Genomic DNA, 16,004 nt, shown 5'->3' with positions numbered 1-16,004 from the left:
ACGGCACGAGTGTTGCTGTCCTGCAACTTTGCTAACCCTGCCCCATGCATGGCGAAAATGTGACTCGACTTCGGCGAGCCGGTGGTCGATTGCGAGTGCGGGGGATTACTCGGGAATGCGCAATAATGGAGTTTACCAAATGAAGAAGCTGCTGCTCGCCAGCACCGCGCTGATTGTTGCCGTGTCGGCGACCTCAGCTTTCGCGGCTGACCTGATCATCGAAGAGCCGGTTGCCATCGTCGACGTCGCGTCGACCGACTGGACCGGTGCTTACGTTGGTGCTCATGCCGGATTCGGCGCCGGCACCGTCGACTGGGATTTCACCGGCGCGCCGGATTCCGGTGACGAGTATGACATCGACGGCTGGTTGCTCGGTGTCCAGGCTGGTTACAACTGGCAGCTCGATGGCGGTTTCGTCCTCGGCGTCGAGGGTGACCTGAGCTGGTCCAACATCAGCGGCGAAGACGAAAACTTCCCCGATGATGAAGTGACTCGCACGATCGACTGGACCGGTAGCGTCCGCGGCCGCGCCGGTATCGCCTTCGACTCGATCCTGCTTTACGGCACCGCCGGCTTCGCATTCGCTTCGAGCTCGGCTGATGTATTCGAAGACACCTTCGGTGGTTCGGATAGTGCTACGCACGTCGGCTGGACCGCTGGTATCGGTGCCGAAGTGCTCGTGACAGAAGACGTTTCGCTGCGCGGCGAATATCGCTATACCAACTATGGCGAAGAAGATTACGATTTCGGTGGCATTCCGGTCACGACCGACTTCGACACCCACACCGTTACGGTTGGCCTGAACTTCCACTTCTAAGCGGAAGCGGATAGAATATCGCAACGGCCCCTTCGGGGGCCGTTGTCGTTTCTAGCCGGCCATCACCGGGGCGGCGGCGACCCAATAGCCGGGATGTCGTGCGCGCATGTCGTGCGCCGCCTGGTGGGCCTGGGCGGCTGAGCCGAAGAGGCCGAACACCGTACCGCCAGAGCCCGACATGCGGGCGAGTGCGCAGCCATCGACGGTGCGCATATCGCGCAGCAGCGTGCCGATGGCAGGCACCAGCGCAATGGCCGCGGGCTCGAGGTCGTTGCGGGTTTCCGCCAGCCACAATCCGAGCTGGGCCGGGCGGGTCAGCGGTTGCGGCAGCGCCGGCATGGGCGGGTTCTGCCGGCTTTCGAGGCGGCGGAATACATCGGCCGTCACCACCGGCACGAGCGGGTTGACCAGCACCAGGTGCGTCGCCGGAAAGCCGCGCAACGGATGCAGGATCTCGCCAACTCCCCGCACTTCGCAGGGCTGCGACAGCAGGCACGCCGGGACATCGGCGCCCAGCGACAGGGCAAGGTCGCGCAAGTCGGTGAGCGGATACTCGCCCTCGCCCAGCCGCGCCAGCAGCCGCAGCATGGCCGCCGCGTCGGCGGAACCACCACCGATACCGGCAGCGACAGGCAGGTTCTTGGTCAGCGCGATGTCGAGCCCGTCCGGCAGGCGGCCGGGCCAGCGCTCACGGAAGGCACGGACGGCGCGCATCACCAGATTCGAGTCGCCACTGCCAGCGGCGGCGGCGAAGGGGCCATCGACGGTCAGTCGATCGGCCCGGGCCGGACGCGCCACGAGCTCATCGCCGACATCGACGAAAACCACCAGGCTTTCGAGCTCGTGGTAGCCATCGGTGCGGCGGCCGGTGACGTGCAAGGCGAGATTCACCTTGGCGGGAGCCGCCTCGGCGAGGGCGGCCTCGACGTCCGCTGGCACCATGTTACGGCTTGGAGGCCGGCGTGGCGCCCTCGGCGACCGGCGCCGGCTTCAGGGCCGGCAGTCCGTCGGCGAGCTTTTCGGCGACGCGCGCCTTGACGTTGCCTTCCTTGTCCACCGACGCCGCGATGTTCCACTGGAAGCGCGCCTCGAGCTCGCGGCCCGCGCGCCAGTAAGCATCGCCGAGATGGTCGTTGATCTCGGGGTCGGTCGAGCGCAGCTGCACGGCGAGCTCGAGCTGCTCCACCGCCTCGTCGAAGCGGCCGAGCCGAAAGAAGGCCCAGCCGAGGCTGTCGACGATGTAACCGTCGTTGGGCGCCGCCGCGACGGCCTTCTCGATCATCTCGAGCGCCGGCAGCAGGTTCATGCCCTGGTCGACCCAGCTATAGCCGAGATAGTTCAGTACCTGTGGCTGGTCGGGGTTGAGCTCGAGAGACCGCTTGAAATCGGCTTCGGCCTTGGGCCACTCCTTGTTGCGCTCGTACGAGATGCCGCGCACGTAGTAGAAGCGCCAGTCGCCCGGGGCGTCGCCGCCGGCAACGGCCAGCGCCTTGGTATAGGTGTCGGCGGCCTCGGCATATTTCTGTGCGGCGCGCTGCATGTCGCCGAGCACCGAAAGCGCATCGAGATCATCGGGATTGGTCGCCACGATGTTGCCGAGCCGGCGCAGCGCCTCATCGCGATCGCCCATGGCGTCGAGATTTTCCGCGGCGCGCACCACGGCCATCGGCTTCATCGGCGAGGTTGCGGGAATCGAATCATAGAGCGCATTGGCCGCGTCATGCTGATCGGCGCTGTCGAGCAGTTGGGCATAGACGAGGTCGATCACGTCGGCCGACGGATCGAGATACATGCCCAGCCGCAGGAACACGGCCGAGATTTCGGGGCTGCCCTCACGCGCCAGCGCCACGCCGACCGAGTGGAACATCTCGGCGGCGCCGGCCTGGATGTCCTTCGCGAACGGACCGGGCCGCTGCTTCAGGTCGACCTTGGCCTTCACGGCGGCGACAAGCGGATGATCAATGCCCTGGGCCTCGAACTTGGCGATGACCTCCTCGGCCTCGTCGAAGCGGCCGGCATTGCCGAGCATGCGCGAATAGGCCTCGACGATACGGGCGACGAACGGATCGGCCTCCCAGGCCTTCTTGGCGAGTTCGAGCGCCTTGGTGCTGTCGCCCTCGATATCGGCCATCACCGCGCGGTGGAAGACGAGGAAATCCTCGAGCCCACCCTGCCCGATCTCGCCGAGCGCCGCGTCGGCGTCAGCGGTACGGCCGTCGCCGATCATGGCCCAGGCCCGCAGGATGCCGCCGGTAATGCCGGCAAAGGTGTCGCCACCGGCGCTTTCGAGCGCGGTGATCGCGGCGCCGTAGCGGCGCTCCTTGACCGCCTGCGCACCGATCACGAGGCTCGCGAGGTCATTGGGCGCGACCAGCTCGAGCAGGTGCTTGGCGACGCGGGCCGAATCCTCGATCTGGCCATTGGCGGCATAGGCGATGAAGCTGCGTTCGACGACGATCGGGTTCTCCCAATCCTCCTCGGCGGCGACGCGGAAATAGTTGGCGGCCTCGTCGGTGCGCAGGTCGGTCAGCGCCTGGCGGCCGGCGAGATAGTTGCCGGTGACGGTGTGGCCGGCGATCGGAATATAGCTCGAGGTTTCAAGCGCGAACGCGCTGCCCAGCGTGAACACGGATGCAAGCAGGGCGGCGGCGGACACGAGACGGGCTTTTGGGCTCACGAGGCGCTGAATCTCCGAGGACGGGCGAGGCCCGATTAGCCCAAGGAACATGGGCGATTTTGCGACTGCGCCGCAAGGGGCAGGCACAATGAAGTGACGGCGTTGTTGCGGTCCCGCGCGTGTAGCCGCCCCCTCCACCGCCTGCGGCGGTCCCCCTCCCCCGTAAACGGAGGAGGATTACTGTGGCACTATCTCGCCGTGATCCTCCCCCCGCCTAGCGGGGGGAGGGACCAGCGAAGCTGTAAAGGGGGCGGCGACAAGCACCGCACCACCCCTACATCCCCGAGTAGTTCGGGCCTGAGCCACCCTCAGGCGGCACCCAGGTGATATTCTGGGCCGGATCCTTAATATCGCAGGTCTTGCAGTGGACGCAGTTGGCTGCGTTGATGCGGAACACCGGCGCTCCGCCCTCTTTCGCGACTTCGTACACGCCGGCCGGACAGTAGAGCGGCGCCGGCTCGCCATAGCGCGGAAGGTTGTCGCGGATCGGCACAGCCGGATCGGCGAGCTTCAGGTGTACCGGCTGGTCTTCGTCGTGGCTGAGATTGCTGAGATAGACCGAGGCCGAGCGGTCGAAGGTCGTCGTCCCATCGGGCTTGGCATAGGTCCTGGGCGTCACCTCGGCGAGCGGCTTCAGCTTGGCGAAGTCCGGCTTGCCATGGCGCAGCGTGCCGAACGGCGCGACGCGGAACAGCGCCCGGAACCACATGTCGAAGCCACCAAGCACTACGCCCGCGAGCGTGCCGAAGCGCGACCAGAACGGCTTGACGTTCTGCACCGGCGCGAGTTCGGCGCCGATGCCGGTCGCCAGCACGCGCGCGTTGAGATTGTCGAGCGTATCGAAGGCGCGGCCGGCGGCAATCGCCTCGGCCACCGCTTCGGCCGTCGCCATGCCCGAACGGATGGCGTTGTGGATGGCCTTGAGCGCCGGCACGTTCATGAAACCCGCGGCACAGCCGATCAGTGCGCCGCCCGGAAAGGCGAGGTCCGGGACCGACTGCAACCCGCCCGAGGTCAGCGCCCGCGCGCCATAGCTGATGCGCCGCCCGCCCTCGAGCAGTTTGGCGATCGCCGGATGCTGCTTGAAGCGCTGAAACTCGCCGAAGGGCGAGAGCGTCGGGTTGTCATAGCTCAGGTGCACGACGAAGCCGAGATAAAGCCGGTTGTTCGCCGCATGATAGGCAAAACCACCGCCTGAGGTCGCCATGTCGAGCGGGTGGCCGAGATAGTGGTCCACTCGGCCCGCCTCATGCGCGCCCGGCGCGATCTCCCACACTTCCTTCAGTCCGAGCCCATATAGCTGCGGCTCGTGGTTTTCGCTGAGGCGGAATTGGCGGACCAGCGCCTTGGCGAGCGAGCCGCGGGCGCCCTCGCCGATCAGCGTGTACTTCGCCTTAAGCGCGATACCGGCGGCATAGGTCGACTTCGGCTGGCCATCGGCGCCGACACCGAGGTCGCCGGTGATGATGCCCTCGACGCGCCCGCCCGGGCCGGTCAGCACATCGACCGCCGCTGTCATGGGGAAAATGTCGACGCCGAGGTTCTGGGCCTGCTCGCCCAGCCACTTGACCAGTTCGCCGAGGCTGACGATCACCGCGTTGGGCGTCTTCATCTGCGGCGGGATCATCAGATCGGGCAGCGGGATGTCGGTGCCGGGCGTCAGAAAGTGGAAGGTGTCGCGCGTGACGTCCGGTCCGACCGGCGCGCCCATGTTGCGCCAGCCCGGCAGCAGCGCATCGAGCCCGACCGGGTTCATCACCGCGCCCGAGATGATGTGTCCGCCCAGCTCGGCCGACTTTTCCACCACCGTGACCGCCAGATCGGGAGCCACCTGCTTCAGCCGGATGGCGGCGGCAAGGCCGGCGGGACCGGCCCCGACGATCAGCACGTCGGTTTCGAGCAGCTCACGGCTTCCAGCTTCGGCCAAGGGGAAAAGTCCAATGCAGGTGGCAGGAAAAGGCGGGCCGTGACATAACAGAAGCGATGTCCTCAAATCGACCGCAAAGTGAATCCGGGCCAGCCGAACTGCTGGCAGCCCTCGAGTGGTATCGCGCCGCCGGGGTGGATTTCGCCGTCGGCGAGGACCCGGTCGACCGCTTCGCCGCCTCGGCCGCGCCGTCGCGCGCCCGGCCCGCACCGGTGGCACCTGCCGTAGCTACCGTGGCCAACGCAGCGCCCGCTCCGGCCGCCGCACCCGTCGCGCTATCGCTGTCCGCCGATCCGTCCGAAACCACCGCCCTCGCCGCCAGCGCCAACACGCTCGATGAGCTGCGCGCCATCATGGACGCCTATGAGGGCTGCACGCTGAAGAAGCGCGCGACCCAACTGGTGTTCGCCGATGGCAATCCCGAGTCGGAGATCATGTTCGTGGGCGAAGGCCCGGGCGAGCAGGAGGACCTGCAGGGCAAGCCCTTCGTCGGCCGCGCCGGGCAGCTGCTCGATCGCATGCTGGCCGCCATCGGCCTCGACCGCACCAAGGTCTACATCGCCAACATGGTGCCGTGGCGTCCGCCGGGCAACCGCGACCCCTCGCCCGAGGAAATGGCGCTCTGCACCCCGTTCCTGCTGCGGCAGGTGGAGCTGGTGGCGCCCAAGTTCCTGGTGACGCTGGGCAACGTGCCGACGAAATCGCTGTTCCAGACCGGCAACGGCATCACCCGCATGCGCGGCCAGTGGCGCGACCTCACCATCGGCAACCACCCCGTCCGCGCCCTCGCCACACTGCACCCGGCCTACCTGCTGCGCACCCCCGCCAGCAAGGCCCTCGCCTGGCAGGACATGCTGAGCCTCAAGGTGGCGATAGCAGAGAGTATCCACGCATAAAATCGCGACGCGGAGCGGCTCACGAGCTACCGAACCTGCGGAAATAAAGTATCCGCGTAGTCGCCTATTGAATATCGCGCGCACCCCAGCGAAAGTCGCAGTCACCGTCGCTCTTGGGGTCCACAGTAATGCTTGCAGAGTCCAGCCCAGCCCCTGAGAAGCTTCCACGAGACCGGCCCAAGGTCCTGATCATAGCCGAGGCCGCCAATCCCGAGTTTGTTAGTGTACCATTGGTCGGTTGGTCACTTGCCAGCGCCCTTCGCCCCCTCGTCGATGCTCACATCGTTACGCAGGTGCGCAACCGGGACGCACTCATCCGGGCAGGATTAGTCGAAGGAACTGATTTCACGGCGATAGACTCGGAGAGGATCGCGAGACCGCTATGGCGGTTGGCATCCTTCCTGCGAATGGGCGAAGGCAAGGGCTGGACGACCGTGCAAGCGATAGCGTCTCTGGCTTACCCATACTTCGAGTCTCTCGTCTGGAAGCAGTTTGGCAAGCGCATCCGGGCGCGCGAGTACGATGTCGTTCACCGTATCACGCCCTTGAGCCCGACGGTTGCGAGCTTACTGGCCCCAAAGTGCCAGAAGGCAGGTGTGCCATTCGTACTAGGGCCGTTGAACGGCGGCGTGCCATGGCCCCGCGAGTTTGAATCCGAGCGCAGACGAGAGCGCGAGTGGCTTTCCTACGTCCGCAGCGCCTACAAGCTTCTGCCGGGTCCACGACGAACCATGGCATCGTCCGCTGCCATCATTTGTGGCTCGCGCCACACGCAGTCGGAAGTGCCAGCCAAGCATCGCCATCGCAGCATCTACCTGGTGGAGAATGCCATCGACCCCAAGCGCTTCTTCCGGTTGGCGATACCGGGACGTAGTGGAAGTCCACTGCGGGTCGCCTTCTTGGGCCGGATGGTCCCTTACAAAGGCCCCGACATGCTCATTGAGGCCGCACTGCCGCTTGTGGACAGTGGCTCGGTGCAACTCGAGATGATCGGCGATGGGCCCTTGCTTCCTGCGATCAGGGAAATGGCGGCGTCGAGGAGCGGGATCACCTTTCACGGTTGGCTCCAGCACGAGAAGATTCAGGACATTCTGGTCAACTGCGACCTGTTGGCTCTCCCATCGGTGCGGGAGTTCGGCGGGGGCGTTGTGCTGGAGGCGATGGCCCTCGGCGTCCCGCCGCTTGTCGTCGATTACGCTGGGCCAGGCGAACTGGTGAATGACGACAGGGGTTTCAAGGTCCCATTGACCTCCAGACAGGCACTGATCGGCGCGCTCCACCAGCAGATCCGGCAGATCGCCGAGAATCCCTCACAACTGGCTGCCAAAGGAGACGCAGCGAGAAGCTGGGTGCTGTCGACCGCGACCTGGGACAGCAAGGCCGGTCAGGTGGTTCAGGTCTACGACTGGGTCATGAAGCGACGCGAGGACAAGCCGGACTTCTCGGGTCTATTCCGCTAGCCGGCTGTGCGAGGCGAACGCGACAGACCGTCACAGGCGTCGTTCAGCCCAGACCAGCGACGGCATCACCCTCCATCCGGCCCACCTCCCTGCCAACAGGCACGGGCCCGGAGCGACATGCTGAGCCTGAAGCAGGCGACGGAGGCTCTCGGGCGAGAGCCACGGCTCGATTTGTCGCCGAACGTCGCCATCAGCGTGAATTGTCGTCGAGTTGCATCATTTCCGCCCACCCAACCATCCGGCCCGAGTTGAAGGGTGATGCCTGATGCCCGGAGCGTCGCAAGATCGGCGACCACGGCATCGAGCGGCGGCGCTTCGTAAGGTTCGGGATCATGGTCACCGAGACTTAAGGCTGGGCATGAAAGATTATTCTCTGCCCTTGATTGTGCCGCCCGAATTTGGTCCGACTTCGTAGGCAAGCGCCTTGGACCCCAAGCACGCAGAAAGCGCCGATGTCCTCCGCCCTCAAGATCTACGCCCTGTTCATCGGCTCGGCCCTGCTCATGTTCGGCGGCGGCCTGCAGGGATTGCTGCTCTCGGTGCGTGGCGCCGAGGAGGGGTTCTCTCTGGCGGCGCTGGGTCTTATCGGCACCGGCTGGTCCGTCGGCTTCGTGGCCGGCTCGATCACCGTGCCGTTGCTGGTGAAGCGCGTCGGCCATATCCGGGCCTATTCGATCATGGCGGCGATCGGCACCATCACCATCCTGCTCAACCTCCTGTGGATCCAGGATATCGGCTGGATCGTCCTGCGCGCCGCCTCGGGCTTCTGCTTTGCCGGCGCGGCGATGATCGTCGAGAGCTGGCTCAACGAGGTCGCCGACAACAAGAGCCGCGGCACGATCTTCTCGATTTATTCAACCATCAACATGGCCGCCTCGACGCTGGGGCAGCTCGCCATGTCGGTCACCGGCACGTTCGGCTTCATCCCCTTCGTCGTCGGCGCCATCAGCTTCATCTGCGCGCTCTTGCCCACGGCGCTGACCTCGACGCCGCAGCCGCGGCCGATCTCGTCGGCGCGGCTCGATGTCGTGCTGCTCTACAAGACCTCGCCGCTCGCCGTCATCGCGGCTTTTGCCTGCGGCATGTCAAATGGCACCTTCGGCACGCTGGCGCCGGTCTATGGCTATGCGCAGAAGCTCGACCCCTCGACCATCGCCTATCTCTTCGCCGTCACCGCCATCGTCGGCGCCGTGGCGCAGACCCCGTTCGGCCGGCTGAGCGACCGCATCGACCGCCGGCTGGTGATCGTGGGCCTGAGCGGCTTTGCGGCCGTCATCGGGCTGTTCACGATCCTGCTCAACCCGAGCAACGGGCCGCTGATGTTCGTGCTGTTCGGCCTCTATGGCCTCGGCGCCTATCCGCTCTATGCCATCGCCGTGGCGCACGCGAACGACTTCGCCAAGGAAGGCGAGTTCGGGCGCGTGGCCGGGGGCATGCTGCTGATCCTGGGCATCGGGCTCGCCATCGGCCCGATCATCGCCAGCTGGGTGATGAGCACCATCGCCCCGGTGGGCCTGTTCATCGTCACCGCCACCTTCCACGGCGCGCTCGCCGTCACCGCCTTCCTGCGCATGAAGGTGCGGCCGGTGCGCAACGACGCCGGCCGCATCCGTTTCCGCGCCATGAACGCCGAAAAGCCGATCTCGCCCGGCACCGTGACGCTCGATCCGCGCGCCGACGAGACGCAGGAGAACCTCGAGCGCACGGCCAAGTCCGCGCCAAGCGTGCCGGCCGAGGACCCCGAGATCATCGTGCCCGATCCGATCGAGCCGGTGGTGATTGCGCCCGAGCACCGCAAGCCCGATGCTCCCGGCGATTCCGAGAAATCGGACAAGCCCAAGCCGGAGTAGCCATGTTCAAGTCCGAGCTCGACCAGAGCAAGCCGTTCACGCCGCTGTCGATCGCGGTGCTCGCCGTGTCCGACACGCGCACGCTCGAGACCGATACGGCTGGGGCGCTGCTCAAATCACTGATGGAGGGCGACGGTCACAGCTGCTTCGAGCGCGCCGTGGTGCGCGACGACATCCACCAGATTCGCGCCAAGGTGATGGAATGGGTGGTGAACCCGGATGTCGATGCCATCATCACCACCGGCGGCACCGGCTTTTCCGGCCGCGACGTGACGCCCGAGGCGCTGGAGCCGCTGTTCCAGAAGCGGATGGACGGCTTCTCGGTGCTGTTCCACCAGTACTCGGCCACGACCGTCGGCACTTCGACGCTACAGTCGCGGGCCACCGGCGGGCTGATCGGCACGACCTTCGTGTTCGTGCTGCCCGGCTCGCGCGGCGCCTGCCGCGATGGCTGGGAGGGCATCTTGCGGGCCCAGCTCGACAACCGCCACAAGCCCTGCAACTTCGTCGAGCTGATGCCGCGGCTCGCAGAGCGCTGAGCGGAACGCTCGCAGGGCGAACGCGTTCTCCGCGAGAGGAGAGCGCCCATGATCCGCAAGCTCAAGTCCGGCGAATACCGGCTCTACTCGAAAAAACCCGATGCCAAGACCGGCAAGCGCCGGAACCTCGGCACGTTCGACACGCGCGAGGCGGCCGAAAAGCACGAGCGCGAAGTGCAATACTTCAAGCGCCACTGACAAAACCCGGCAAGCACGGTAAATTCCCACCATGGCCAAGGACGAGAAAATCGAGGTGAAGCTGACGCGCAAGCAGAGCGCGCCGCGCAACCTCGCGGCTCGTGCGCTGAAGGAAGGCCAGTTCCAGCCCAAGGTGGAGGAAGACCCCAAGGGCTACCGCCGGCACGCCAGGCATCGCCGCGATCCCGAACTTGACGCCGAGGACGAGCCATAACCGACATTCGGTTAAATCACACGATTCGCTGAATTCTGGTTCATTCGCCGATTCAACCGGCGCTACGAAGCCCTTGCAGAAACACGTTCATTACCGGTTCAGGCGCTGCCTATTCAGTTGAAGCGCCAGTGCGGCGGTGCCAAGATTCGGCATCGACCCTGGGCGGCTCACTGCGGAGGGGCTCCATGACCGGCCTGATCATTCTTGCGATCGTCGTTGCGGCGATCGGCTACGCGATTTTCGTCTACAACGACCTCGTCAGCAAACGGCAGCTGAAGGAGGAAGGCTGGTCGGGCATCGACGTGCAGCTCAAGCGCCGCACCGACATGATCCCCAACCTGATGGAGACGGTGAAAGGCTACATGGGCCACGAGCGCGAGACGCTCGAAGCCGTCACCCAGGCCCGCGCCGCGGCCACCGCCGGCGCCAATGCCAGCCCGGCCGAACGCTCGGCGCTCGAAGGCGCCCTGTCCGGTGCGCTCGGCAAGCTGCTCGCCATCGCCGAGGCTTATCCGGACCTCAAGGCCAACACGACCTTCCTCGAGTTCCAGTCGGCGCTGCAGGGCGTCGAGGACGAAATCCAGCTCGCCCGCCGCTACTATAACGGCTCGGTGCGCAACCTGAACACGGCGGTCGAGAGCTTCCCGTCCAACGTCGTCGCCAACGCCTTCAAGTTCGAGAAGGCCGAGTATTTCGAGCTCGAGAACGAAGCGGACCGGGCTGTGCCGCAGGTGAAGTTCTAGCCATCGCTGCGGAGGCATCGTGGCCGAAAGATACCCCCACCCCTGTCCCCTCCCCGCAAGGGGGAGGGAGACGCTCACACTGATGTCTGTGACTGACGAAGACTTGCGAGCGCAGGTCACCTCCCCCCTTGCGGGGGAGGGACAGGGTGGGGGGTATGTTTCCCGCACCGTCATCGCCGTCCTGCTGGCGCTCCTCACCCTGCTTCTCCTCCCCCTCCCCGCCCTCGCCCGCGAGGCCATCACCTCGCTCTCCTCGGTCGTCGAGCTGCGCACCGATGGCTCCGTGGAGGTCCTCGAAACCATCTCCGTGATGGCGGAGGGCTACGAGATCCGGCGCGGCATTTATCGCGACCTGCCGCTGATCCTGATCAACCCCGACAATTCGCGGCTGCGCTCCACCCTTGATGTCATCGCCGTGTCGCGCGACGGCCGCAACGAGCCGTACAAGGTCGAGAACCTGAGCGCGGGCTACAAGCGCATCCGCATCGGCGATCCTGATGTCACCCTGAGTTACGGCGTCCATACCTACACCATCCGCTACACCATGAGCCGCATGGGCCGGACCTTTGCCGACCATGACGAGCTGTTCTGGAACGCCACCGGCAATTACTGGAACTTTCCGATCGAGCGGGCCGTGGCGACGATCAAGCTGCCGCCGGGCGCGGTGATCCAGGATCTCGTCGGCTATACCGGCCGTGTCGGCTCCACCGAGCGGGCGGTCGAAATCACCCGCATGTCGGACACCATGGCGAGCTTTCGCGTCACCCGGCCGCTGGCTTCGGGCGAAGGCGTCAGCGTGGCCGCATCCTTTCAGAAGGGCATACTCGCCGAGCCGGAGGGACTGGACCGCCTCGGCTGGTGGCTGAGCGACCATCGCGACGTCGTGTTCCCAGGCATCGCGGTGGCGCTGGTGCTGCTCTACAACCTGCTCGCCTGGAGCCAGGTCGGACGCGACCCCAAGAAGGGCACGATCATCCCGCTGTTTCACCCGCCCAAGGGCTTTTCGCCCGGGCTGGCGCACTGGGTGCACCGGATGGGCTGGGAGAAGAACGGCTGGACCGCCTTCACCGCGGCGATCTTCGACCTCGGCGTCCGCGGCCTGGTGAAGATCGACAATCCGGGCAAGACCCTCACCGTTACCACCACCGGCAAGGCGGCGCCGGCCGATCTCGGCCCGGCCGAGCAGATCGTGTTCAATCACTTCGCCAGCAAGGGCAGCGTCACGATCAACACCACTAACGGCCCCAAGCTCAACGAGACGCGTGGCCAGTTCGTGTCGGCCATCGAGGGCGAGAACCGGCAGGCCTATTTCAACAACAACTTCGGCTACGTGCTGTTCGGCATTGGTTTCTCCGTTGCGGTGCTGCTCGGCCTCGTGCTGTTCGACATGATCGACCCGGTGACGCTGATCTTTGCCGGTGTCGCCGCGGTGTTCGTCGGCATCCTCACGGGCGTGCTCAAGAACCTGCTGACCGCGCCGCTGCTCGGCCGCATCGTCATCATCATCTGGGCCGTGATCTTCGGCGGCAACCTGATCGGCTCGTTCGGCAGCATGCTCAGCGGGCTCAACTTCGATACGCCGGTGATCGGCGTGGTGCTGATCGTCCTGATCAACGTCATCTTCGCCGTGCTGATGCGCGCGCCCACCGTGCAGGGCCGCAAGGTGATGGACCAGCTCGACGGCTTCCGCATGTACATGGACACCGCCGAGAAGAACCGGCTCAACCTCGTCGGCGAGCCGCCGATGACGGTCGAGCGCTTCGAGCGTATCCTGCCCTATGCCATCGCGCTTGACGTCGAAAAACCGTGGTCCGAGCATTTCGAGGCCGAGCTCGCCCGCAATGCCGTCGCCGATGCGAGCGGCAGCTACCAGCCGGGCTTCTATTCCGGCCGCTCCTGGTCAGGCAGCTCGGGCGGCTTCTCCAATGCCGTCTCCTCGGTGGCGACCGGCATGAGCGCGGCGATGATCGCGGCGCAACCGAGTTCATCGTCCGGCTCGGGCTTTTCGGGCGGCGGAGGTGGAGGCGGATCGGGCGGCGGTGGTGGCGGAGGTGGCGGCGGCGGGTGGTAGGCTCAGCACACCGATGCCCGCAGCAACGCACCCTCTCCCCCTTGGCGGGGGAGACGCGAGACTTACGAGCGCAGCGAGTTAGTCGCAGCAGAGAGGGGGGCCACCGGCACACCACCGCACCCCCTCTCTTGCGAAAAACTAAGGACTTAGCTGCGCTAAGCTCCAAGTTTTCGCTTTCTCCCCCGCCAAGGGGGAGAAGCCTTCCACAACCACCGCGCCCTGCCGCAACGCACCCTCTCCCCCCTGGCGGGGGAGACGCGAGACTTGTGAGCGACAGCGAACTAGTCGCAGCAGAGAGGGGGTTGCGGCGGCCACCACCCTCCGCAATGGACAATCCCCCCTGCCCTTGCTAGTCCTCCCGCGCCTCGAACGCCGGACCAAAAATGCCCGAACTCCTCGTCGAACTGTTCTCGGAAGAAATCCCCGCGCGCATGCAGCGGAAGGCGGCCGAGGACCTCAGGAAGGCCGTCACCAATGCGCTGGTCGATGCCGGCCTCGTCTACGAGGGCGCCAAGGCATTCGTGACGCCGCGCCGGCTGGCGCTGACGGTCACCGGCCTGCCCGCTCGATCGCCCGATACGCGCGAGGAGCGCAAGGGCCCGCGCGTCGGCTCGCCGCAGCCGGCCATTGACGGCTTCCTCAAGGCCGCGGGCCTGAGCTCGATCGAGCAGGCCAAGATCGAGTCCGATCCCAAGAAGGGCGAGTTCTACGTCGCCCATATCGACAAGAAGGGCGCCGAGGCGACCGAGATCCTCTCGGCCATCCTGCCCAAGGTGATCAACGGCTTCGACTGGCCGAAATCCATGCAGTGGGGCAATGGCGGGCTCACCTGGGTGCGGCCGCTCCGCGCCATCACCGCGACCTTCGGCACCGACAACGACGAGCCGATCGTCGTGCCGTTCAAATCCAACACCGTGGCCAGCGGGCAGACCACCTATGGCCACCGCTTCCTCGCGCCCGAACCGATCCGCGTGAAGCGGTTCGACGACTATGTGCAGGCGCTGGAGCGGGCCAAGGTCGTGCTCGACATCGATCGCCGCAAGGAGATCATCAAGACCGACGCTGACAACCTCGCCTTCGCGCAGGGGCTGACCGTCATCCACGACGAGGGCCTGCTCGAGGAAGTTGCCGGCCTCGTCGAATGGCCGGTGGTGATGATGGGCACGTTCGACCCAGCCTTCCTCGAAGTGCCGGAAGAAGCGATCATCGCCACCATCCGCGCCAACCAGAAGTGCTTCTGCCTGCGCGATGCGTCGGGCAAGCTCGCGCCCAACTTCATCATCATTTCCAACCAGGTCGCCGAAGACGGCGGCGCAACGATCGTCGCCGGCAATGAGCGCGTCATCCGCGCCCGCCTGTCTGACGCGCGCTTCTTCTATACCACCGACCTGGCGCTGCCGCTCGAGCACGGCCTGCCCAAGCTCGAAGAGAGCGTGTTCCACGCCAAGCTCGGCACGCAGTTCCAGCGCGTCGAACGGCTGGTGAAGCTGGCCGGTGAGATCGCCCCCAAGGTCGGCGCCAACCCCGAGCAGGCCAAGCGCGCCGCCATGCTGGCCAAGGCCGACCTCGTTACCGGCATGGTCGGCGAGTTCCCCGAGCTGCAGGGCACCATGGGCCGCTATTACGCGCTGGCGCAAGGCGAACCCAACGCCGTCGCCAACGCCATTGCCGACCACTATAAGCCGCTCGGCCCCACGGACCTCGTGCCGGGCGAGCCGGTCGCCATCGCCGTGGCTCTGGCCGACAAGCTCGACACCCTCACCGGCTTCTGGGCCATCGACGAAAAGCCGACCGGCTCGCGCGACCCGTTCGCATTGCGCCGTGCGGCGCTGGGCGTGATCCGAATTTTGCTGGACAATCGTCTGCGGGTTTCGATGGTTGATATGCTTGCTGCAGCCTTCGACAGGCGCGCTGAGCAGGCGGGCAGAGATAGGAAGAGGAAGATCGACGATGCAGTCGACGCCCTTGAGGCCGCTTTCGGAGCGACGGTCGGTTTGGGTAACGTACAGGAACAATTCCAACGGCTAGGCGATGAGGAAGCGGACAAGCTGATCAACGCTCTCCTCAACCTACTAGGGTTCGTTTCTGAACGACTGCGGGTACAGTTGCGGGATCAAGGTGCGCGTCACGATCTCTTTGATGCAATCGATCCTGAAATCGCGGACGTGGTCGAAGTCGTAGAACGCGTCGACGCTCTGTCGAATCTCCTCGGCTCCGAGGACGGCAAGAACCTGCTCGCCGGCTATCGCCGCGCCGCCAATATCCTCAGCGCCGAGGAAAAGAAGGACGGCCGGAAATACGATGCGCCGGTGATCGAGGAGCAGCTGAAGCTCGATCAGGAAATCGGCCTCGCCGATGCGATCATGAAGGCCGACGCGGCCGTCGCCGCCAAGGTGAACGCCAACGACTATCACGGCGCCATCGCGGCCCTTGCGACGCTGCGCCAGCCGGTCGATGCATTCTTCGAGGCGGTGCTGGTCAACGACGCCGACCCGGCCGTCCGCGCCAACCGGCTCAACCTCCTCGCCAAGCTGCGCGACACGATGCGCCTGGTGGCGGATTTTTCGAAGGTTGCGGGCTAAGCCGGTCATCGGCCCACCCACAGCGGGTGG

At 65.7% G+C, this 16,004-nt stretch carries 13 protein-coding genes; 10 read left to right on the top strand and 3 right to left on the bottom strand.

The annotated features are described in order from the left end of the window. Positions 1 to 139: 139 nt before the first annotated feature. A complete protein-coding gene (locus AC3A6I_RS04950; RefSeq protein WP_487542185.1) occupies positions 140 to 817 on the top strand; it encodes an outer membrane beta-barrel protein in 678 nt (225 codons plus the stop codon). Positions 818 to 868: 51 nt separating this feature from the next. Here AC3A6I_RS04950 and AC3A6I_RS04945 read toward each other — a convergent pair whose 3' ends face one another. From AC3A6I_RS04945 to AC3A6I_RS04935, 3 genes are all read right to left on the bottom strand, one after another. Continuing rightward, positions 869 to 1,759, bottom strand: a complete 891-nt coding sequence (locus AC3A6I_RS04945) for a 4-(cytidine 5'-diphospho)-2-C-methyl-D-erythritol kinase (RefSeq protein ID WP_487542184.1) — start codon at positions 1,757 to 1,759, stop codon at positions 869 to 871. A 1-nt stretch (position 1,760) separates the two neighbouring features. After that, complete coding sequence (locus tag AC3A6I_RS04940; RefSeq protein WP_487542182.1) at positions 1,761 to 3,494, bottom strand: tetratricopeptide repeat protein; 1,734 nt, start codon at positions 3,492 to 3,494, stop codon at positions 1,761 to 1,763. 274 nt (positions 3,495 to 3,768) lie between these two features. Continuing rightward, positions 3,769 to 5,421: an electron transfer flavoprotein-ubiquinone oxidoreductase gene (locus tag AC3A6I_RS04935; RefSeq protein WP_487542180.1), complete on the bottom strand. Its 1,653-nt coding sequence runs from the start codon at positions 5,419 to 5,421 to the stop codon at positions 3,769 to 3,771. Positions 5,422 to 5,477: 56 nt separating this feature from the next. Between AC3A6I_RS04935 and AC3A6I_RS04930 the strand changes: the two genes are divergently transcribed. The 9 genes from AC3A6I_RS04930 (at position 5,478) to glyS (ending at position 15,974) form a co-directional block, all read left to right on the top strand. Then, positions 5,478 to 6,317: a uracil-DNA glycosylase gene (locus tag AC3A6I_RS04930; protein ID WP_487542178.1), complete on the top strand. Its 840-nt coding sequence runs from the start codon at positions 5,478 to 5,480 to the stop codon at positions 6,315 to 6,317. 407 nt (positions 6,318 to 6,724) lie between these two features. Beyond that, a complete protein-coding gene (locus AC3A6I_RS04925) occupies positions 6,725 to 7,777 on the top strand; it encodes a glycosyltransferase family 4 protein (protein ID WP_487542177.1) in 1,053 nt (350 codons plus the stop codon). A gap of 452 nt (positions 7,778 to 8,229) precedes the next feature. Continuing rightward, positions 8,230 to 9,627 (top strand): MFS transporter, encoded by a 1,398-nt coding sequence (locus tag AC3A6I_RS04920; RefSeq protein WP_487542175.1) that lies wholly within the window; start codon positions 8,230 to 8,232, stop codon positions 9,625 to 9,627. 2 nt (positions 9,628 to 9,629) lie between these two features. Beyond that, a complete protein-coding gene (gene moaB, locus AC3A6I_RS04915) occupies positions 9,630 to 10,166 on the top strand; it encodes a molybdenum cofactor biosynthesis protein B (RefSeq protein WP_487542173.1) in 537 nt (178 codons plus the stop codon). Positions 10,167 to 10,214: 48 nt separating this feature from the next. After that, on the top strand, positions 10,215 to 10,364 hold the full coding sequence (locus tag AC3A6I_RS04910) for a hypothetical protein (RefSeq protein WP_487542171.1): 150 nt from the start codon (positions 10,215 to 10,217) through the stop codon (positions 10,362 to 10,364). A 31-nt stretch (positions 10,365 to 10,395) separates the two neighbouring features. Then, positions 10,396 to 10,578 (top strand): DUF7230 family protein, encoded by a 183-nt coding sequence (locus tag AC3A6I_RS04905; protein WP_487542169.1) that lies wholly within the window; start codon positions 10,396 to 10,398, stop codon positions 10,576 to 10,578. Between the two features lie 194 nt (positions 10,579 to 10,772). Continuing rightward, positions 10,773 to 11,321: a LemA family protein gene (locus AC3A6I_RS04900; protein WP_487544983.1), complete on the top strand. Its 549-nt coding sequence runs from the start codon at positions 10,773 to 10,775 to the stop codon at positions 11,319 to 11,321. An 82-nt stretch (positions 11,322 to 11,403) separates the two neighbouring features. Beyond that, the gene (locus AC3A6I_RS04895) at positions 11,404 to 13,392 is read left to right on the top strand and encodes a DUF2207 domain-containing protein (protein ID WP_487542168.1); all 1,989 of its coding nucleotides are present in this window, start codon (positions 11,404 to 11,406) and stop codon (positions 13,390 to 13,392) included. A gap of 383 nt (positions 13,393 to 13,775) precedes the next feature. Beyond that, positions 13,776 to 15,974: a glycine--tRNA ligase subunit beta gene (gene glyS / locus AC3A6I_RS04890; protein WP_487542166.1), complete on the top strand. Its 2,199-nt coding sequence runs from the start codon at positions 13,776 to 13,778 to the stop codon at positions 15,972 to 15,974. Positions 15,975 to 16,004 lie beyond the last annotated feature (30 nt).

The organism is Devosia sp. Soil_C_22, assembly GCF_057657195.1.
Note: the sequence above shows the minus strand (reverse complement) of the source record. Positions and strands in the feature narration are given on the sequence as shown.